Source organism: Catellatospora vulcania, assembly GCF_009720385.1.
GTDB classification, from domain to species: Bacteria; Actinomycetota; Actinomycetes; order Mycobacteriales; family Micromonosporaceae; genus Catellatospora; species Catellatospora vulcania.
The window spans coordinates 151,136-170,698 of record NZ_ML769302.1; the positions used below are offsets into that span (position 1 = coordinate 151,136).

Annotated in this window: 16 protein-coding genes; 3 read left to right on the forward strand and 13 right to left on the reverse strand. The window is 71.5% G+C overall.

Annotation, left to right across the window (positions count from 1 at the left end; all coding sequences use genetic code 11):
- Positions 1 to 42 precede the first annotated feature (42 nt).
- Complete coding sequence (locus tag F6W97_RS05000; protein WP_230686427.1) at positions 43 to 351, reverse strand: hypothetical protein; 309 nt, start codon at positions 349 to 351, stop codon at positions 43 to 45.
- 38 nt (positions 352 to 389) lie between these two features.
- Complete coding sequence (locus F6W97_RS05005; protein ID WP_155368958.1) at positions 390 to 560, reverse strand: hypothetical protein; 171 nt, start codon at positions 558 to 560, stop codon at positions 390 to 392.
- Positions 561 to 732: 172 nt separating this feature from the next.
- On the opposite strand from F6W97_RS05005, the gene F6W97_RS05010 reads away from it, so the two are divergent.
- Complete coding sequence (locus F6W97_RS05010; RefSeq protein WP_155368959.1) at positions 733 to 1,335, forward strand: VOC family protein; 603 nt, start codon at positions 733 to 735, stop codon at positions 1,333 to 1,335.
- 125 nt (positions 1,336 to 1,460) lie between these two features.
- Positions 1,461 to 2,273 carry a CPBP family intramembrane glutamic endopeptidase gene (locus tag F6W97_RS05015; RefSeq protein ID WP_155368960.1) on the forward strand — a complete coding sequence of 271 codons (813 nt, stop codon included), beginning with the start codon at positions 1,461 to 1,463 and terminating at the stop codon, positions 2,271 to 2,273.
- Between the two features lie 16 nt (positions 2,274 to 2,289).
- Here the strand turns inward: F6W97_RS05015 and F6W97_RS05020 are convergent, their stop codons facing one another.
- On the reverse strand, positions 2,290 to 3,144 hold the full coding sequence (locus F6W97_RS05020; RefSeq protein WP_155368961.1) for a PSP1 domain-containing protein: 855 nt from the start codon (positions 3,142 to 3,144) through the stop codon (positions 2,290 to 2,292).
- A 222-nt stretch (positions 3,145 to 3,366) separates the two neighbouring features.
- Between F6W97_RS05020 and F6W97_RS05025 the strand changes: the two genes are divergently transcribed.
- The gene (locus tag F6W97_RS05025; protein WP_155368962.1) at positions 3,367 to 4,914 is read left to right on the forward strand and encodes a hypothetical protein; all 1,548 of its coding nucleotides are present in this window, start codon (positions 3,367 to 3,369) and stop codon (positions 4,912 to 4,914) included.
- 8 nt (positions 4,915 to 4,922) lie between these two features.
- On the opposite strand, the gene F6W97_RS05030 is transcribed toward F6W97_RS05025, so the two are convergent.
- The 10 genes from F6W97_RS05030 to F6W97_RS05075 form a co-directional block, all read right to left on the reverse strand.
- The gene (locus F6W97_RS05030; protein WP_155368963.1) at positions 4,923 to 5,618 is read right to left on the reverse strand and encodes a hypothetical protein; all 696 of its coding nucleotides are present in this window, start codon (positions 5,616 to 5,618) and stop codon (positions 4,923 to 4,925) included.
- Positions 5,606 to 5,893 carry a hypothetical protein gene (locus tag F6W97_RS05035; protein ID WP_155368964.1) on the reverse strand — a complete coding sequence of 96 codons (288 nt, stop codon included), beginning with the start codon at positions 5,891 to 5,893 and terminating at the stop codon, positions 5,606 to 5,608. The genes F6W97_RS05030 and F6W97_RS05035 overlap by 13 nt, the downstream gene beginning before the upstream one ends.
- The gene (locus tag F6W97_RS05040) at positions 5,893 to 6,222 is read right to left on the reverse strand and encodes a YbaB/EbfC family nucleoid-associated protein (RefSeq protein ID WP_144123072.1); all 330 of its coding nucleotides are present in this window, start codon (positions 6,220 to 6,222) and stop codon (positions 5,893 to 5,895) included. Before F6W97_RS05040 ends, F6W97_RS05035 begins: the two co-directional genes overlap by 1 nt.
- Positions 6,223 to 6,416: 194 nt before the next feature.
- Positions 6,417 to 7,616: a DNA polymerase III subunit delta' gene (locus F6W97_RS05045; RefSeq protein ID WP_155368965.1), complete on the reverse strand. Its 1,200-nt coding sequence runs from the start codon at positions 7,614 to 7,616 to the stop codon at positions 6,417 to 6,419.
- Between the two features lie 88 nt (positions 7,617 to 7,704).
- Entirely contained in the window at positions 7,705 to 9,792 is a 2,088-nt protein-coding gene (gene tmk, locus F6W97_RS05050; protein WP_230686428.1) for a dTMP kinase, read from the reverse strand.
- Between the two features lie 372 nt (positions 9,793 to 10,164).
- Complete coding sequence (locus F6W97_RS05055) at positions 10,165 to 10,794, reverse strand: TetR/AcrR family transcriptional regulator (protein WP_196278984.1); 630 nt, start codon at positions 10,792 to 10,794, stop codon at positions 10,165 to 10,167.
- Between the two features lie 106 nt (positions 10,795 to 10,900).
- On the reverse strand, positions 10,901 to 13,756 hold the full coding sequence (topA, locus tag F6W97_RS05060; protein WP_155368967.1) for a type I DNA topoisomerase: 2,856 nt from the start codon (positions 13,754 to 13,756) through the stop codon (positions 10,901 to 10,903).
- Positions 13,757 to 14,035: 279 nt separating this feature from the next.
- A complete protein-coding gene (locus tag F6W97_RS05065; RefSeq protein WP_155368968.1) occupies positions 14,036 to 14,527 on the reverse strand; it encodes a hypothetical protein in 492 nt (163 codons plus the stop codon).
- A 1-nt stretch (position 14,528) separates the two neighbouring features.
- Positions 14,529 to 15,545, reverse strand: coding sequence for a helix-turn-helix domain-containing protein (locus tag F6W97_RS05070; RefSeq protein WP_230686429.1), 1,017 nt, complete (start codon positions 15,543 to 15,545; stop codon positions 14,529 to 14,531).
- A gap of 116 nt (positions 15,546 to 15,661) precedes the next feature.
- Positions 15,662 to 19,426, reverse strand: coding sequence for a S8 family serine peptidase (locus tag F6W97_RS05075; protein WP_155368969.1), 3,765 nt, complete (start codon positions 19,424 to 19,426; stop codon positions 15,662 to 15,664).
- Between the last annotated feature and the right edge of the window lie 137 nt (positions 19,427 to 19,563).

Consider the following 19,563-nt stretch of genomic DNA (forward strand, 5'->3'; position numbering starts at 1 on the left):
CCTTCGGCAGACGGTGCGGGAGCCGTAGTGGTCATGGCCGCTTCACCCCACGGCGGCGGCGATGTGGACGAAGATGTCCGAGTCCGTCTCCCGCTGCCAATCCGGCAGCTGCTCCCAATCGGCGACGTATGCGGGCTTGGGGTCGGGGATGTGCCGGTAGATCTGGGCAATCCAGCACAGGGCCACGAAGCGGCCCTTCTGCTCGCGCGAGAGCTTGTCGGTGCCGCCCTGACGAATCAGGAGGGCCACCTGCTCGTAGACGGCACCGGCGCTGGCACGTTCCCAGTCAGGGGTGTCGTCCCACGGCGCGATGTAGGACGGCTTGGGCTCACCGGGGAAGTGCTTGCGCACGCCAGCGATCCACGCCTCACGGAAGATCTCCCCACCGGTCACTGTGCCCCCAGCATCTCGGCTTGAACGTTCATCAGTTTTCGCGAGAGCAGACCGGAGCCGGTCTCCCGTGCGATCTCCAGCGCTTGACCGGCGTAGCGGAGCGCGTACTCACGATCCTTGCGTATGACGCCGACCATGGCCAGGTCGGCGGGAGCCACGTCCAGCATCCGCGCCTCCCCACCCCCTGAGTTCTGTCCAGCGGATCATGGCTCTGCGGGCGTCTCGGTGTGACGGCTCCGTGGCGGCTTCCGTGGTCACCACGGATGTGGGCGGGCGGCCCGGAAGGCGAAGCTGTGCTCAGACACAGCGAGCTACGACAGCCTCCCGAAGGAGCACGCCATGACGTCCATCGACCACCTCATCCTCGAAGTCACCGACCCGGCTGCCGCCGACTCGTTCTACACCGCAGCCTTCGGGCTGGGCGAACGCATCCGCGTGCGGGCCGCCGACGAACCGTCGGCCGGATTCCGCGGCTACGCGATCTCGCTGGTCGTGCCCCAGCCGTGCGACGTGGACAGCTTCTTCGGCACTGCCCTGGCCGCAGGAGCGACGACGCTCAAGCCGGCGAGCAAGAGCTTCTGGGGCTACGGCGGCACCATCCAGGACCCGTTCGGCACCATCTGGAAGCTCGCGTCGGCGGAGAAGAAGAACTCCGGCCCCGCCACGCGGCAGGTCAACGATGTCGTGCTGCTGCTCGGCGTCGACAACGTCAAGGCGACCAAGCAGTTCTACGCCGACCGCGGCCTGCCGGTGACCAAGAGCTTCGGCAGCAAGTACGTCGAGTTCGGCACCTCGACGATCAAGATGGCGCTCTACAGCCGCAAGTTCGCCGCCAAGGACTCCGGCGTGTCACCCGAGGGCTCCGGCTCGCACCGCATCGCCGTCGGCGGCGACGCGGGAGGCTTCGTCGACCTCGACGGCTTCCGGTGGGAGGCCGTGTGACCGGCTGATACACGGCTCCCGCATCCGAAGCCTTCGTGCTGACGGTGCGGGGGCCGGCCGGCTGTCAGGACTCGTGTCAGTGCCGTGTCAGGCCGGTGGCAGCGGGCGGCGCGAGTCTTTGCGGCATGGAGAACACGCTGACCCGCCCCGCCGCCATGACGACCGGCCGCCCGAACCGCCTGGTCGACCTCCTGCTCGCCGACCGCCACTCGCTCGGTCTGTCGATCGCGCTGCACCTGGTGCCTGGCGCTCTGATCGTCGCGGCCTACCTGTTCCTCGCCGAGCCGTTCGTCAAGGCGATCGACTACCCCGTCTTCCTCGCCTGGGCGATCGCGCTGGTGATCGTGCTGGCACCGCTCATGTTCGGCCTGTTGTGGCTGGGGCGCGTCCGCACCGGCCGCTACACGCTGCGCAGCGTGGCGCACTACCGGGACAGGCCCATCGGGCGCGGGAAGATCATCGCCCTGATCGCCGGCCTCATCGTGTGGATGACGGTGGTGTCGCTCGCGCTCGTCCCGCTGGACAACTTCGTCTTCGACAACTTTTTCACCTGGATCCCGTTCGAGGGCGCAGGCGGCAGCGCCACCACCTACATCGACGGGTACTCGCACTCGCAGCTGGTCGTGACGATGCTGATCTGCCTGCCGCTGACCGGTTTCACGCTCCCCCTGATCGAGGAGTACTACTTCCGCGGCTTCCTGCTGCCCCGCATCGCCCACCTGCGTAGGGGAGCGCCCGTGCTCAACACGGTCCTGTTCTCGGTCTACCACTTCTGGGCGCCGTGGACCGTCCTGTCGAAGGTCATCTTCCTGTTCCCGGCGGTCTGGCTCGTCTGGCGCAAGCACGACATCCGGATCTCGATCGGCATGCACCCCGGCACGTGCCTGCTCATGGCCACGATCGGCACCATCGCCATCATCCTGGGCGTCACGCCGTAACACCTGCCCGACCGGCTCAGACGGCGTAGCGGTCCTCGTACGACTTGCGGCTCCCGCACACCGACGCCTTCGGGCACACGGTGCGGGAGCCGTCCGCTGCCAGGCGGATCACCACCGCGTCGCGGGGCACCGAGTGCCCGACCACGCGGCCGTCGCCCTCCGGCGTGCTGACCTGCTCGCCGATGGCCGGCGCGTTGCCGTGGAAGTCCTGGTACATGGGGTGTTCGTACTTGAGGCAGCACATGAGCCGCCCACACGCCCCCGAGATACGCATCGGGTTGAGCGGCAGGTCCTGCTCCTTGGCCATGCGGATGCTGACCGGCTCGAACTCGGTGAGGAACGTCGAGCAGCACAGGTCGCGGCCGCACGAGCCGATGCCGCCCTGCACCTTCGCCGAGTCGCGGGCCGACAGCTGGCGCAGCTCCACCCGGCAGCGCAGGGTCGCGCCCAGGTCGCGGACGAGCGAGCGGAAGTCGACCCGGTGCGGGGCGGTGAAGTAGACGGTGGTGCGCGGGCTCGGGCCGGGGTCGTCGCCGTCGGCGGGGCCGCCGGGCACGTGGTCCACCGCGATGACCTTCATCGGCAGCTGGTGCTCGCGGATGAGCCGGTTCGAGGCGACCCGGGCCTCGGCCTTGCGCTGGCGGATCAGCTCGTCGCGGCCCACGTCCTCGGGGCCGGCGATGCCGATGACCTTCGGGAAGCCGGACGTGTCGTCCTCGCTCCACTCGGCGGCCCACACGCAGTCGGCGACCTCGGGGCCGTCGTCGGTGGCGACCAGCACCTTGTCGCCGACGCGCGGCCGGAACTCACCGGGGTCGAGGTAGTAAAGCTTCCCGTACCGGTTGAACGTGACCGCGCAGAGCATGCCCATCGGCACACGATAGCCCGGTTTCGTGTATCCGCGGAGATCCGCGACCGCCGGGATCGGCGTGGAGGCGACTGGAGGAACAGATCTAGTTGCGTACCTTTTCGGTTGATTCGTCGTTAGCTCTTATGGATAGGTCTCCGGGTTTGCCGTAACCCTGCCCACAAGCCTTCGTTGGGCCACGACGTAGGTGCGCACCCCCGCGCACCCGTCCGCCCCGGAGGAAGCATGCGCCGCCATCTCGCCGCAGCCAGCACGGTCGCCCTTGTCTCGCTCAGCTCACTGACGATCCTGTCCGCACCCGCCACGGCCGGGGTGTGCGACCGGCCCGCCGGATACGCCGCGCGCGCCGGGGCCGACCTGTTGAAGGTGGGCGTGCTGAACCTCGGGCCGCTCGGGCTGAAACTGCCCACGGTGGCCGACCTGACGGTCGCCTCCGCCAACGCCGGCATGTCCGCGACCAGCCGGGTCACCAGCTCCGCCGCGGCCCGGTACGCCGACGCGAAGCTGCTCGGCCTCCAACTGCCCACCGGTCCCCTGGACGGGCGGGTCTACCAGCAGGCCCCGCCGACGAACGCCAACGGCGTGACGAACCGGGCGCTCTCGGTGGACCTCGGCCTGGTCAAGGCCGGCTCCGGTGACCTCACCGCGCACGCGCGCTGGGCCGACGGCATGGCCTGCGGCAAGACCGAAGCCCCTGCGGGCTGGGCCGACGCTGCCCTGGTCGATGCGACGATCCTGCCCGGCGCACGGGGCGCACTGGTGAAGGCCACCCACAACGCCTCCGGCGAGGCGCGCACCGCCACGGTGAAGATGGACGACCGCACCATCGCCTCCGGCGCGCAGGCCGAGATCGGCCTGACCGACCTGGAGCTGCTCGGTGGCGCGATCGACGTCGAGGTGCTGGAGCCGCCGAAGCTGACCGTGCTGGCCACCGGCCGCGCGGCCACCACGGTGGTCGACTACGACGCGCCGATCCTGAAGATCACCGGGCCCGGCATCGGCACCAAGACCCTCTCCGGCGTACACCGTGAGATCGAGTTCGCCGTCCCGGCCCCGTCGGCCGGCGGGCTGCTCGGCGCGCTGGACCTCGGCAGCGTGCAGCGGCGCGCCAAGGCCGAGGGCCTGCCCCTGCTGGGCGCGAACCCGCTCGGCGGGCTGCTCGACGGCCTGCCGCTGGGCAGCCTGACGCAGACCGTCAAGGGCCTCGGCGGCTCGGGCGGCGGCGGCACCGGCCTGCCCGCGCTGCCGGAGCTGGGCGGCCTGCCCGACCTGGGCGGCCTGCTGAGCGGCAGCGGCGGCAACCTCGCCGGGCTGTGCGAGCTCGCCGTCGTGAAGATCTCCATCGGCGAGCTGGAGAAGCGGGTCAGCGACCGCGGCGCGACCGCCCAGGCGGCGAGCATCCGCATCCAGGTGCTGGCGCTGAGCCGCCCGGACAGCAAGCCGGCCACCGTGCTCGACCTGGGCGTGGGCCTGCTGAAAGCATCCGCGACCGCCCCGGCGCGGACCGCGCCGAGCACCAGCCCGTCGGCGCGGCCGTCGGCCTCGCCCAGCACGGGCGGCCCCGGCAACGGCGGTGGCGGCGCATCCCCCTCGCCGGCTTCCGGCACCGACGACGATGACGACTGCAGCGGTCCCGGCTGCACCCTGCCGCGTACGGGCACGAGCATCGCCCTGATCGCAGGCACCGGCACCCTGCTGTTCGTGGCGGGCCGGTTCCTGCTCCTGCTGACCCGCCGCCGCAGCGCGGGCGGGCCGGAGGACCTGCTGGGCTGACGCCGTATCTAGAGCTCGACGCGCAACGTGGTGGCGGTGGACGTGAGGTCCGCCGCCACCACCTTCTCCGTCTGCGGCAGCTCCGGCCCGCGGGCCAGCAGCCCGTCGAGTGCGGTCAACGCGGCGTCGACCTCCCGGAGCAGCACCTCGCCGATCGCCGCCGCGGCGCGGGCCTGACCGACCGGGTCCGCGCCGGGCACGCCTACGGCGACGCCGCCGGGAGCCGTGTCGCCGGGCACCGGGCCCTCCCCGATGAGGAGGACGACCGCTTCGGCGCTGCCCGCGACCCGGCCCAGCGCACGCGCGACACGAGCCTTGCCCTCCCCGAGGGTGGCGGCCAGCTCCTGGTGGAACACGGCTTCGGCGTGCAGGCGGTCGGCCCAGTGCCCGAACTCCCGGCTCACCCTGTCCCGCGCCGCGGCGAAGGCGTCACCTGCCCGGCCGTCCCAAGCCGGCACCCGGGCGAGCCGCTCGCCGATCACCTGCGCCTCGGCCAGCTGCAGGCGCAGCGAGTCCCGCTGCTCCAGCCACGGCTGCACCGACCAGCCGGCCAGCCCGGCCACGGCGTCGCCGGGCAGCGCGCCCGTGCGGCGCAGCAACGGCCACACCGGGTGGCCCTCGGGCGCGCCCCAGCGGGTCAGGCAACCGTCGACCCGGGCGAGCAGCCCGGTCGTGCCGCGGTGCAGCCGCGTCAACGCGTCCATCCGACCGCCCCCCGGTCCCGGTCCACCATGCGATAGCCAGCCTCGGCGGCGCGTACACCGCGGGCCAGGTCTTCGAATTCGTCGCCCAGACGCCGCGCGCTGTCCAGGTTTCCGGTCCACGTCGTGTGCTGCCAGTCGGCCATCGTCTCGGCCAGCTGCGCCATCCGCCCCGGCACTTCGGGCCGGGACGGGGTGGGCGTCGACCGGTCCACTGCCCGGAGCAGCTCGACCGACTCGGCGACCAGGGCGTCGATCATGCTTACGGACTCGTGCATCACCGGGCACCTCCGAGTGCGGTGAAGTCGCCGAACGTCTCCTCGTGCACCTTGCGCCGGGCCCACGCCGCCGCGTCGTGCGCCGCGGTGATCGCCTGCTGGATGGCGCGCGACAGCTGCGGGCCGGTCAGCCCGTCGAGCGAGCCGGTCACCACCACCCGGCGCACCGCGCCGTCGCCGCCCACCACGACCTCGACCAGATCGTCCGGATCGTGCACGGTCACCTCCAGCTCGGCCAGGGCGCGGGCGAGGCTGGCCTGCCGCTCCTCGATCCGCCGGTATGACGCGATCGCCTCCTCGATCCAGGCGTCGTCGATCTCCCGGGGCATGCGGCGGCTCCTCAATGGACGGCATCAGTTCCGACAGAACGGTACCGGTAGATCCCCCGCCCCCGACACCCCTGTGGATAACCCCTGTGGACAGCCCACCGCCCCGCCCGACCGCTGCGGCAAGTCTTGAAGAGTCGGCCTCACCAGGACCGCCTGAAGGCGCGACTCTTCAAGAGTCGCGGAAATAGAGAAGGTCAGCCGCGCCAGAGTTCGAGCATCATGGCTTCGACGGCGATGCGGGGTTTGACGTTGGCGTCGATCGCGGCGCGGCAGGCGAGGATCGATTCGAGGCGGCGCAGGGTGCTCTCGGCGGTCCAGCGCTGGGCGGCGGCCTCGGCGAGCGCGGCGGTGTCGGCGTGCACAGGCGGCACCGGGCCGCCCCAGCGGGCGTTGAGCACGTCGCGGTAGAAACCGGCCAGGTCCAGCAGGGCGCGGTCGAGGGCGTCGCGCTGGGCCCGGGTCGCCCGCGACTTCTGCCGCTTCTCCAGGTCCTTCAGCTGCCCGGCGATGCCCCGGGCCGCGCCCGCGGCCCCCTTGCCGGTGCCGCCCGCGCCCAGTGCCATCTCCAGCGCCGCGCGCTCGGTGGCGTCGGTCTCGGCGACCGCAGCGGCAGCCTCGGCCTCGGCGGCCTCGATCAGCGCGCTCGCGGCGTCGAAACAGGCGCCGACCCCGGTCAGCTGGCGCGGCACGGCCAGCACCGCGGCCCGGCGGTCGCGCGCCTGGGCGTCCCCGGCGAGCCGCCGGGCGCGCCCGACGTGGCCCTGGGCTGCCGCGGCGACCCAGGCCGCGGTGCGCGGGTCGACGCCGTCGCGCTCGACCAGCAGCGCGCTGACCGCGTCCGCGGCCGGCTGGCGCAGCGGCACGATCCGGCAGCGCGACCGGATGGTGACGGAGACGTCGTCGGGGTGGTCCGAGGGCGCGCAGAGCAGGAAGATCGTCCGCTCCGGCGGCTCCTCGATCGCTTTGAGCAATGCGTTTCCGGCGGCCTCGGTGAGCCGGTCGGCGTCCTCGATGAGCAGCACCTGCCAGCGGCCGTTGGCGGGGGTGGTGGCCGAGCGCAGCACCAGCTCGCGCATCAGCGCCACCGGGATGCTCAGCCCGTCGGGCACCACGAACCGCACGTCGGGGTGGGTGCCGCTCAGCGTCGTGTGGCATCCCGCGCAGTGGCCGCAGCCGGGCCCCGCGGCCCGGTCCGTGCACTGCAGCGCGGCGGCGAACGCGCGGGCGGCGACCGAACGCCCGGAACCGGGCGGGCCGGTGAACAGCCAGGCGTGGGTCATCGCGCCCGCCCCGACGGCCTCGCCGCGCAGCACGGCTCCACCCGCCGAGGCGGCGGCCCGCAGCGTCGCGGCAGCGTCGGGCTGGCCGACGAGCTGGTCGAAGACATCCGTCACGCTGTGCCACCCGCCCGCTCGCTCATGCCTGTTCCCACTCACCGACAGTACGGGGACCCGCCGACACGGTCCACGCGCTGCCCCGGGCTCACGCCCGGGTGGCCCGTAACTCGGCGGGCGTGCCGTCGGCGGCGTGCGGCTCACCCGGCGCGGGCACCCGGGCGACGGTGCCGCCGCCGGCCCCGTCGGCGGTGGCCGGCGGTGGCGGCAGCAGCTTCGCGACCCGCTGCGCGATCGCCGCGGCCAGCTCCGGCTCGTCCCGGGTGCCGTCGAGCACCAGGTAGCGGGCCGGTTCGGCGGCGGCCAGGTCGAGGTATCCGTGCCGGACCCGCTCGTGGAAATCGATCGACTCCTGCTCCAGCCGGTCGGCCTCGCCGCGCCGGCCCACCCGGGCCAGCCCGATCTGCGGGTCGATGTCGAGCAGCACCACGAGGTCGGGCTTGAGACCGCCGGTGGCCCACGCGGACAACCAGGAGATCTCGTCGACCGGCAGGGTGCGGCCGGCCCCCTGGTAGGCCAGGGAGCTGTCCACATACCGGTCGGAGATGACGATCTCGCCGCTGCGCAGGGCTGGGCGCACCACGGTCGACACGTGATGGGCCCGGTCGGCGGCGTAGAGCAGCGCCTCGGCCCGCGGGGCCAGCGCGCTCGCGGCGACCGGCCCGGACGCGCTGGTCTGGGTGTCCAGCACCATCTTGCGGATACGCGCGCCGATCTCGGTCGCGCCGGGCTCACGGGTCACCACGACGGAGCGGCCGTCGGCCAGCAGGTGCTGTGCCAGCAGGGCGATCTGGGTCGACTTGCCCGCGCCCTCGCCACCCTCGAAGACGATGAACACACCGGTCTTCGCCGACGACTCGGCGATGCCGAGCGGGCGGCCGCGCATCGAGCTGAACAGGTCGGCCAGCAGCGGCACCCCGGGCTTGTCGTCCATCTGGCGCAGGGCCCAGAACCCGGCCAGGACACCCAGCACCCCGGCGATCGCCAGCAGCACCCGGGTCGAGGAGATCGGCACGCCGGTGCTGCCCACGTCGTGCGAGCCACCGCCACCGGCCAGCACGCTGGACAGCGCGATGGCCAGCATCAGCACCACCCGGGTTCCGGTCTGCACCACGGCGAAGACCCGGCCGCGCACCTCGTCGTCCACCTCACCGCCGAGCAGCGTCGTGCCGGACAGGAAGGCCATGCCCGCGCCGGAGCCGACCAGCAGCGCGCCGACGACGGCCAGTGATAGGTGCGGCGCCAGCGACAGCAGCCCGACGGACACGCCGGCCAGCATGATGCTCAGGCAGAACCAGCGCCGCCGCGACAGCCCGCCGATCAGGCGCGGACCCAGGGCGATGCCCAGCCCCAGCCCGATGAAGATCGCTGCGAACAGGATCGCGAAGGTGGCGTCGCCGCCGCCCAGCGAGAGGGCGAAGAACTGGCCGGTGCCGATGACCACGCCGCCGGCCGCGAACGCTCCCAGAATGCCCAGCACCAGGCCGCGCACCATAGGCGTCTTGCCGATGAAGCGCCACCCGTCGGTGAACTGGCGCAGCATGCTGGTCTCCTGCTTGCCGCCGCCGTTGTGGCCGGAGATCTCGCGGATGCCGTAGAAGACGACCAGGGCGCTGGCCAGGCGGGAGAAGGCGAGGAAGTACAGGGCGAGGCTCGACGGGGCCGCCCAGGCCGCGACGGTGACGCCGGAGCGCTCCAGCCACTGGTAGAGCTGGTTCAGCCCGGCCAGCACCGCGGCGGCGAGCACCGGGGTGATGCCGTACGTCGTGATCAGCGTGAGCTGGTTCGCGGCCTCCAGCCGGGCGCGCGGGATCAGGTTCGGGACCGCGGCGTCCTTGGCCGGGATCCAGATCAGCGTGATCGCCTCGATGAGGAACGTCGCGGCGGCCGCCCAGCCGACGGTGATCTTGGCGTCGGAGGAGTACAGCGCGACGGTCGGGATCGTGGCGAACAACACGAAGCGCAGCAGGTCACAGATGACCATCGTGTAGCGCCGGTCCCACCGGTCGGCCATGACGCCGGCCAGCGGACCGAGCACCAGCGCGGGCAGCAGGCGCACCGCGATGACCGAGCCGAAGGCCAGGCCCTTCGCGGCGTTGCCGGACACCTGCGCCGAGGCGAACGTCGCCGTGGCCAGCAGGCCCAGCCAGTCGCCGAGCGAGGCCACGCTGAGCACCAGCCACAGGCGGCGGAACGGCCGGATGCGCAGGATCGCGCGCAGCTCGGCGCCGCCGCTCAGATCCGCCTGGGCGGCCAGGAACGGCGCGGCGTCCGCTCCCTGCGATGGCGTGCTGATGGCCGTACCCTCCCCGCGTCACTGCCCGTCCTGGCCCCAGCGTGCTCGCCGGGGTGCGGCCATGGCAATAGCGCCCGGGCGTCCTGCGGCTTCACTCTAGTCCTGCCCCGGCGAGGGCCGACCCTGGTTCGACCCTGAAGACTTGCCACAAAAACGAGGGAGTGGTACGCGGCATCGGCGGTTGCCGGCCGCTCGGCGTCGTCCGGAGCGAAGGCGTAGGACGACGCCGATCAAGGCCGCAGAGCCGAGGCCCTAGGTAAGAGCGAAGGTCTGCAGGTAGCCGCGCACCAGCCGCTTCGATTCTGCCAGCACGGCGGCGTCGCCGTCCGGGTGACGGCGGAACGCGAGCTTGATCAGCGCGTCGGCGGCCTCGACCGAGACGGTCAGCGCGAAGCGCAGCTCCCGCCCGTCCGGCGCGTTGTGGAAGCGGATGAGCAGGTCCGCGAGGTGATCGGCGATGACCGCGTTGTTGTCGCGCTCCGGGTCGATCAGGTGCACGTCCACCACGTCGCCGAAGTGCAGCGTACGGAAGCCGGGCACGCTGCGGTGCAGCTCGATGTACTCCTCGATGGCCCCGTCGACGCCGTCCCACCAGTGCGCGAGCTCGCCGGCGGGGATCCGCTCGGCCAGCCGCTCCAGGTACGCCTCGACGTTGCGCAGGGTCAGCGCCTGCACGATGGCCCGCTTGTCCGGGAAGAACTGGTAGACCGACCCGATCGCGACGCCGGCCCGCTCGGCGAGCAGCGTCGTGCTGAGCCCGTCGTACCCGACTTCGTCGATCAACTCAGCGCACGCGTCGAGCATGCGCTGCACCCGCGCGACACTGCGCCCCTGTACCGGCACCCGGCGCAACGGCCCGGCACTGACAGCTGGTGTGGACACTGATCCGCTCCTCACCGCGGCGCGCGTTCCGGGAACCGAACCGGTCGCCACGCTCGCATCGACACCCTACCCAGGGTCAACGACCCTGGGCAGGGTCGGTAAGCGGTCAGCTTGCTGTCTTCTTCGCGGCAGCCTTCTTTGGCACGCTCTTGGCAGCGCCCGTGGCGGCCTTCTTGGCGGTCGCGGCCTTGGCCGTGGTGGCCTTCTTCGCAGCTCCAGCCTTTGTGGCCTTCGTCGCCTTGGCCGCCGTGGCCTTCTTCGCGGGCGCCTTCTTCGCCGGAGTTTTCTTCGGAGCCGGACCCTTGGCCCGCTTCTCCGACAGCATCTCGCTGGCCTGCTCGATGGTCAGGCTCTCCGGGGTCTGCCCGCGCCGCAGCGACGCGTTGGACTCGCCGTCGGTGACGTACGGGCCGAACCGGCCGTCCTTGATGACCAGCTGCTTGTCGGTGAGCGGGTCGACGCCCATCTCCCGCAGCGGGGGCTGCGCCGCCCGGCGGCCCCGCTGCTTGGGGGCGGCCAGCAGGGTCAGCGCCTGCTCCAGGGTGACCGTGAAGAGCTGCTCCTCGTTCTCCAGCGACCGGGAGTCGCCCTCGCGCTCGATGTACGGACCGTACCGCCCGTTCTTGGCGAAGATCTCCTGGCCCTCGGCGTCCTTGCCGACCAGCCGCGGCAGCGACAGCAGCCGCAGCGCGTCGGCCAGCGTGAGCTGGTCGGGCACGTGCGTCTTCAGCAGGGACGAGTTCGTCTCGCCGCTGGACACGTACGGGCCGTACCGGCCGGACTTGAGCACCACCGGCTCGCCGGTCTCCGGGTGCTCGCCGAGCTTGCGCTCGCCGCCGCCGCCCAGGAACAGCTCGTCGACCTTCTCCGGGGTCAGCTCGTCGGGGGCCAGGCCCTCCGGGATCGAGGCCCGGTCGCCGTCGGACGGGGTCTCCGCGTCCGGCTCGGCGTCCTCGGCCGCGGGCGTGACCGGCTTGGCGGCGCCGCCACCCAGCGGGCCGCGCTGCAGGTACGGGCCGAACTTGCCGACCCGGACCACGACGTCGCGGCCCTGCTCGTCGGTGAACAGCTTGATCGAGTTGATGCTGCGCGCGTCGATCTCGCCGAGGTGCTCGGTGACCAGCTTCTTCAGGCCGCCGGCCTGCGCCACGCTGCCCTCGGCGGCGGTCGGCGAGCCGAAGTAGAAGGAGGTCAGGAACTCCAGCGCGGTGGCGTCGCCGCCCGCGATCTGGTCGAGCTGGTCCTCCATCGCGGCCGTGAAGCCGTAGTCGACCAGCCGCGGGTAGTGCTGCTCCAGCAGCCCGATCACCGCGAACGCGACGAAGGTCGGGATCAGCGCCTGGCCGCGTTTGGTGACGTAGCCGCGGTCCTGGATCGTCTGCATGATCGACGAGTACGTCGACGGGCGGCCGATGCCGAGCTCTTCGAGCGCCTTGACCAGCGAGGCCTCGGTGTAGCGGGACGGCGGCTGGGTGGTGTGACCCACCGCCTCCAGGCCCTCCTCGGTCAGCTTCTGGTCCTTGACCAGCACCGGCAGCTTGCGCTCGGCGTCGTCGGCCTCGGCGGACTCGTCGTCGGAGGACTCCACGTACGCCCGCAGGAAGCCGGGGTCGGTGATGGTCCGGCCGCTGGCCGCGAAGTCTGCGTCCTCGTTCTGCGCCGTGGTGGCGCGGATGCGCACGCTGACCGTCATGCCGACCGCGTCGGACATCTGCGAGGCGATGGTGCGCTGCCAGATCAGCTCGTAGAGCCGGTACTCCTCGGTGGACAGCTCGCTGCGCACCGAACCGGGCGTGCGGAAGGTGTCGCCCGCGGGGCGGATCGCCTCGTGCGCCTCCTGCGCGTTCTTCACCTTGCCGGTGTAGCGGCGGGGCTGCGGCGGCACAGCCCCGGAGCCGTACAGCTCGGCGATCTGGGTGCGGGCGGCGGCGATCGCGGACTCGGAGAGGTTCACCGAGTCGGTACGCATATAGGTGATGTAGCCGTTCTCGTACAGCCGCTGGGCGGTGCGCATCGTGGCCGCCGAGGAGAAGCGCAGCTTGCGGGCCGCCTCCTGCTGCAGGGTCGAGGTGATGAACGGCGCGTACGGCTTGCGCCGGTACGGCTTCTCCTCGACCTTGGTGACCGTGAACGGCCGGTCGTCGAGCCGGGCGGCCAGGCCGCGCGCGCCGTCGCCGTCGAGCTGCACCACGCCCGAGCCGGGACGCAGCTGCCCGGTGGTCGGCTCGAAGTCCTTGCCGGTGGCGATGCGGTCGCCGTCCAGCGCGATCAGCGTCGCGGTGAACGTGCGCGGGCCGGTCTCGCTCGCCTTCTCGACGGCGAGGGTGGCGGTGATGTCCCAGTAGTCGGCGGCGCGGAACGCCATCCGCTGCTTCTCCCGCTCGACCACGATGCGGGTGGCGACCGACTGCACCCGGCCCGCGGACAGGCCGCGCTGGACCTTCTTCCACAGCACCGCGGACACGTCGTAGCCGTAGAGCCGGTCCAGGATGCGCCGGGTCTCCTGCGCATCGACGAGATCGCGGTCGATCTCGCGCGGGTTGGCGACGGCGGCCTGGATGGCCGGCTTGGTGATCTCGTGGAAGACCATCCGCTTGACCGGCACCTTGGGCTTCAGCGTCTCGACCAGGTGCCAGGCGATGGCCTCGCCCTCGCGGTCCTCATCTGTGGCGAGGAAGACCTCGTCGGCATCCTTCATCAGGGCCTTGAGGCGGGTGACGTGCTTCGCGCGGTCCGGGTTGACGATATATACCGGGGCGAAGCCGTTGTCGACGTCGACGCCGAGGTAGGCCCACGGTTCCTTCTTGTACTTGTCCGGCATCTGCTTCGCGCCGGCTGGCAGGTCGCGGATGTGCCCGAGGCTCGCCTCGACGACGTAACCCGGGCCGAGGTACCCCGAGATCGTCTTCGCCTTCGCCGGAGACTCGACGATGACGAGACGGTTCCTGGAAGCTGTCGGCACGTTTCTTCTCCGCAGTGGTCCGGGTGGCTGGCGCCGTCACAAGTGGTGGCGGCCGGTCTGAGGTGGCTCGGTCTGAGGTTACGCACGGACGGTGCACGGCGTGCGTCGCAGGAGCGACACGGTCCGCGGATGTCCAAGGTAACGCTCAGTGTGCGCCAGGGGTTGCGCACCCCATCGACGTACGGGCACATTCCTGTGACCGCAGACACCATACTCCCCGCCACAATACGGACAAGGGGGATTCCCGGGTGGCAACCGTCTCACCGGGGTGCGCCGGGTTCAGCGCCCGCTCGCGCGCGCCTCGGCCTCAGCCCGCATCTCCGGGAACTCCGGCCACTCCCCGGCCACGTCGACTCCCAGGTCAGGGAAGAGTTTCTCCAGGTCATCGGCGTTTGTCGCGCCGTCCTGCGGGATGAACACGGCCGGCTGCGCGCCCAGCGTGATCTTCACCGGGACCATGGACAGGCTCAGCAGACCGTCCGGCCCGGGCGCGCCGCAGACGGTCTTCGCCCAGATCGTGGTGAGCTGCCCGACATCGCTCGCACCTTCGGGCGCCGCGCCGAACGAGCGCACGCTGCACGTCACGGTCACCGGTTCCGTCGTCGTGCGGTCCTTGAAGTCGATCTCCATCAGCTGCCGGACCAGCCGGTCCGCGTCGGCCGTCAGCGCGCCGCCCGGCGGCAGCCGCATCGCCTCGTCGTCATCGCCGCACCCGGCCGCCGAGGTCAGCAGCAGCGCCACGGCGAGCAGCGGCAGGAATGGTCGCTTCATGTCAGGCCCATTCATGTCGGGCCGCGTGCCAACCCAGTTGCATGCGGGTCTCCACGCCGGCCAGGTCCATCAGGTGGCGCAACCGGCGCTGCAGCGTACGCAGGGACAGGTCGAGCTGCGTCGCGACCGCCTGGTCGGTGAGGCCGGACAGCAGCAGCGACAGGATACGGCGGTCGAGGTCGGTGGGCCCGTCGGTGTCCAGCTCGACATACGGCAGTCCCCCCGATCCGAAACCGGACAGTTCCAGCGGGTAGGCGCGCTGCCACACCGTCTCGAACAGTGCCTCCAGCGCGGCCAGCAGACCACTGCGGTGCAGCAGCACCGCCCCCGGTTCACCGCCGGGCGGGCTCGACAGCGGGGCGGTGACCGGCACCAGCCCGAGGTCGGCGTCGGCGAGGATCAGCTTCATCGGGAGCCGGTCGGCGACCCGCAGTTCCACACCGCGCTGCAGCGAGTCGACGACCTCGTCGACGATGCCTGGCTCGGTCAGCACCGACCGCTCCAGCACCACTCGGAACCGCACGCCGCGAGCCGACGCGGCGTCCTCCTGCGCGTTCGAACCCGGCGGTACGGCGATGTAGGGCGAGGTCACGAAGTTGCGGATCTCGTGCCGGGCCGCCTGCTGCACCTGCTGGAACCGGTGCCGGATCGCGTCGACGCCGGAGACCACCTCGATCAGCTCGCTGATGCTGCGCCCGGCGACCGCCGCGCGGTGCTCCTCGGCCAGGCTGACCAGCGCCTGCTCGGCGATGCGCAGCCCGTCGCGGCGCTCGGTGATCAGCGCGCCCAGCGCCATCGCCGGCGGGGCTGCCGCGAACGCCTCGCCGCCGAAGCGGATCGCCAGGCCGCACTCCACCAGGCGCGAAAGGATCTTGTCCACCTCGGGCTCGGGGCGGTCCAGCAGGTCGGCCAGCAGCATGGCGGTGGCACTGGGCCGGCCGAGCAGCGCGCGGTAGACGAACTCCTCGTCGGGTTCGAGTCCCAGCGCACCCAGCATCGGCGACCTGCCCCTCTCCATCAGCAGCGGCGGGGAGAGTATGCGCCATACCGGCAGATCTTGAATAGCCCCTGTTGGCGGGCCCGGTGACGGGAAGGGCCCCGGGGAGTAGCCTCCCCGGGGCCCGACACTGTGGCTCATCGCAGGCCGTAAGCCCGGATGATCTCGTGCTTCACGCTGAAACCGCTGTCGGTCTCGGCGCTGGCCCGCAGCGAGATGAACCCGCCGGCCTTGCTCGCGGCCTTGAACGAGCCCTTCCAGAGGCCGTCGGAACCCTTGCTCAGGGACACCTTGTGCCAGGTCTTGCCGTCGTCGTAGGAGACGTCGAGCGTCGCCTTGACGACCTTGCCGGGCACGGTGCCGAGGTCCATCGACTCCGGCGACAGCGCGATCTGCTGGACGGCGCCGGCCTTCACGTCGCCGTGCAGGTCGGTCTCCAGCTTGTAGTCCAGGTTCAGCACGGAGAACGGCTCGAAGTAGTCCGAGTCGACGTAGTCCGACATGAACGTCCACTCGCTGTGGGTGCGGGTCGACAGCCGGAACAGGTCGCCCGGCCGCTCCGCGTCGAGGACGGCGCGGTACGGCAGGTTGCCGGCCGGCACCTCCTTCCACTGCATGTCCCCGCTGTACGGGTTGTCGTGGATCAGCGTGTCGCCCTGGAACACCTGCAGGTGCATCGGCAACTCGCCCCACTGCCCGACGTAGCCGCCCAGCCGCAGGACGTCGCTGGCCGAGGCCCATGCCTGCACGTTCCAGGTCATGTAGTTCTGCGCGCGGGAGTTCTGCACGCCGAAGGAGTCGCTCATGCCGGGACGGACCGCCGGGGCGAACCAGTCCAGGCGGGTCGTGGTGCCCTTGGCGTAGGTGTTGACGCCGGAGACCAGCTCCCACGGGTAGGCGCTCTCGCGGTGCTGCGCGTGCGACTCGACCCAGACCTGGCCAGGCGTGACCCACTCGACCCGGGTGCCCGGGTGCCACTCGCGCTCGTGGTAACCGAGGGTCGGGCTGAGGGTCAGGTCGCCCCGGTAGCCGGAGCCCAGCGACGGCTCGCCCGAGTTGTACCAGCGGGCGTCGATCCGCGCCAGGTCGGCCTTACCGGGCTTGTAGACCAGCGGCTTGTTCGGCACCTGGCCGGGGTAGTCGCGGGTCAGGTCGTAGACGAACGGGGTGAACTCCACCCGCTTGGCGGTGAAGGTGATCCAGCCCAGCTTCGCCATGCTGACCAGCAACTTGCCCATGTCCCGGTGCACGGAGGCGACCGGAACCGTGGCCTCGCCGACGTACTCCAGCAGGGTGCCGGGGCGGTCGTTGACCACGATCACCGCCTTGGCGCCGTCCGCGATCGCGTTGGCGACGCGCTCGTCCGCGGTGACCTCGTCGCTGCGCTGCACCACGGCGATCTTGCCCTTGGCGTTGACCTTCTTGAAGTCGGCCGCGGAGCCCTTGCCGGCGTAGACGGCCTTCAGCCGGTCGATGCCGCTGTCGAGCACCGAGCCCGCCTGCGTGACGGCGGGCAGGTCGATCAGACCGCCGAAAGCGCTCAGGCTGAACGTCGGCTCGCCCTTGCGCCAGCGGGTGGTCAGGATGAACTCGCCCTTGGTCATCGGCTCGGTCGGCGAGACGTAGAGGTCGTCGTACATCGGCGGGATCTGGAATGCGCTGCGCACGTCGTACCAGGAGTCCATGCCCGCGAAGTGGACGTTGAAGTCCACCTTGCGCTGGCGGTCCTCGGTGCGCTGCGGGGCCTCGGTCTGCAGCAGGCGCGCCTTGCTCGCGTCCAGCACGACGTCGGCGGGGCCGTCGCCGAGCACCGTCTCCGGGTCGACCAGCGTGGCCAGGCCGTTGCGGTCCGGCTTCTCGCCGGCGACGTCCAGGTACGCCGTGACGGTGTAGATGCCCTTCGGCATGCGCATGGTGGTCGAGCCCTCGACCCACACCGTCCACGGCCACTGGTCGCCGGCCATGTTGATGCCGACGTAGCCGGCGGCCGGCTTGCCGTCACGGCCGATCAGCTTGATGTTGAGGTCGTAGCGCTCGTCCTCCTTGAGCAGGGCGACCGAGGTGCGGGTCACCGGCTGGCCGGTGGCCGCGTCGGTGCCGATCACGTAGCCCACGTGCCGCTGGCCCGCGGCCGCGGCCTGCGGGTCACCGGTCACCGGGACGGTCGCCTTCGCGCCCGCCGGGACGGTCACCGAGGTGGCGCCCAGGGTGAACGGGCCGCCCGCGTTGGTCAGCGCCAGGTTCAGCGTGACGTCCGTGGCGCCGGTGTTGGTGATGACCAGGTCCTTGGTGACCGCGACATCACTGGCGTCGTGCGGCCAGGTGTAGTTGCCGAAGAACAGCGAGCCGGTGCCGCGGACCGAGGTCTTCACAGCGGTGGCCACGTCGAGGCGGCCGGTGCCGACCTCGTACGGCGAGTAGTTGTCGGCCAGGCCCTTCGCGCTGCTCATCAGGTGTTCCTTGAGCATCGCGCCGGTCCAGTCGGGGTGCTGCTGGGCCAGGATCGCCGCCGCACCCGCGACGTGCGGGGTGGCCATCGAGGTGCCGCTGATGGTGCGGTAGAGGCCTTCGCCGCCGTCGGTCATCTGCTGCGAGCGGGCCGCGGTGATGTCCACACCGGGCGCCGCGATGTCCGGCTTCATGCCGCCGGAGTACGCCAGCGGGCCGGTGCTGGAGAAGTACGCGAGGTTGTCCTGCTTGTCGGTCGCGGCCACGGTCAGCGCCGAGGCGGCCGCGCCGGGGGTGGAGATGCTCTCCGGGCCCGCGTTGCCGGCGGCGATGACGAACAGGGCGCCGTACTGCGCGGACAGCGCGTCGACGGCCTGCGACATCGGGTCGCTGCCGTCGGTCGGGTAGGTGTCGCCGAGGCTCATGCTGACGACGTCGGCGCCCTGCTGGACGGCCCACTCCATGCCCGCGATGATCCACGAGTCCTGGCCGTAGCCCTCGGTGCCGCCGAGCACCTTGCCGACGATCATGTCGGCGTCGGGGGCGACGCCCTTGTAGTCACCGCTGGACGCGGCGCCGGTGCCGACGATCGTCGAGACGACGTGGGTGCCGTGCCCGTTGACGTCGTCGGTCGCCGACTCGCCCGGCACGAAGCTGGCCGTGCCGTCGATGACGCCGGCCAGGTCGGGGTGGGTGACGTCGACGCCCGTGTCGAGCACGGCGACCTTGGAGCCCTTGCCGGTGTAGCCGGCCGCCCACGCCTCGGGCGCGCCGATCAGCGGCACGCTCTCCTTCAGGTTGACCTCGACGCGGCCGTCGAGCCACAGCTTGGCGACGCCTTCGCCCAGCGTGGTGCTGCCCTTGCCGGCCGTCGTGCTGCCCTGTGGCGCGACGGTCTTCCAGAACGTGCGGGCCTGCTTCTTGTCGGCGGTCAGCGCCGCGCCCCGGATGCCCTTGAGCTTGCGGGTCAGCTTGCTGCCGCGGGGAGCCCTCGGCTCGGTGACCGCGCGGGACTGCGCCGCGGTGTAGGTGGCGATCAGCGGCACGCCCGACGACTTCGCGTCGTCGTAGCCCATCTCGATCAGGTCGGTGACGTTGAACAGCCGCCGGTCGAGCTTGTTCGCGCCGAGCAGCGCCACGGCCTCGTCCGGGATGACGTACAGGTCACCCTTGATCTGCTGCAACTTCACTCCGCCGACCGCGTGGTCGGGCCGGTCCACATCGGCGATCTGCTTGCCGTCGGCCATCGTGGTGACCGTGACGACGTCGCCGGTGACCAGCGTGACCTTGTGGGTCGCCGACGGCTTGGCGGGTGTGGTGGGTTTGCTCGGGGCGGCGACCGCGGGCGCCTGCAGGACGGCGAGACCCGCCGCCAGCAGCGGTGCCGCGGTGGCCGCTGAGATCAGCTGCCAGCGCCTGCGCCGAAAGCGAGAAGGCTGTGAGGGGGAGTACATGACAACGGTCTACCGGCCCGTTGTTACGGAGTGAATAGGTGGCGTTGGCGGGGTTACGCCATGGCGAAACTCCGCCAACACGCAGGTGGGGCCGCTGCCCCGCCAATCCCGCGAAAGGACCGGGACAAATTGGTCAT

Excerpts from the sequence above, each read along its gene's own strand:
- F6W97_RS05020 (WP_155368961.1), bottom strand. The coding sequence starts at position 3,144 with ATGGGCATGCTCTGCGCGGTCACGTTCAACCGGTACGGGAAGCTTTAC.
- F6W97_RS05005 (WP_155368958.1), bottom strand. The coding sequence starts at position 560 with ATGCTGGACGTGGCTCCCGCCGACCTGGCCATGGTCGGCGTCATACGC.
- F6W97_RS05025 (WP_155368962.1), top strand. The coding sequence starts at position 3,367 with ATGCGCCGCCATCTCGCCGCAGCCAGCACGGTCGCCCTTGTCTCGCTC.
- F6W97_RS05075 (WP_155368969.1), bottom strand. The coding sequence starts at position 19,426 with ATGTACTCCCCCTCACAGCCTTCTCGCTTTCGGCGCAGGCGCTGGCAG.
- F6W97_RS05035 (WP_155368964.1), bottom strand. The coding sequence starts at position 5,893 with ATGCACGAGTCCGTAAGCATGATCGACGCCCTGGTCGCCGAGTCGGTC.
- F6W97_RS05015 (WP_155368960.1), top strand. The coding sequence starts at position 1,461 with ATGGAGAACACGCTGACCCGCCCCGCCGCCATGACGACCGGCCGCCCG.
- F6W97_RS05010 (WP_155368959.1), top strand. The coding sequence starts at position 733 with ATGACGTCCATCGACCACCTCATCCTCGAAGTCACCGACCCGGCTGCC.
- F6W97_RS05030 (WP_155368963.1), bottom strand. The coding sequence starts at position 5,618 with ATGGACGCGTTGACGCGGCTGCACCGCGGCACGACCGGGCTGCTCGCC.
- F6W97_RS05065 (WP_155368968.1), bottom strand. The coding sequence starts at position 14,527 with ATGAAGCGACCATTCCTGCCGCTGCTCGCCGTGGCGCTGCTGCTGACC.
- F6W97_RS05070 (WP_230686429.1), bottom strand. The coding sequence starts at position 15,545 with ATGGAGAGGGGCAGGTCGCCGATGCTGGGTGCGCTGGGACTCGAACCC.
- F6W97_RS05040 (WP_144123072.1), bottom strand. The coding sequence starts at position 6,222 with ATGCCCCGGGAGATCGACGACGCCTGGATCGAGGAGGCGATCGCGTCA.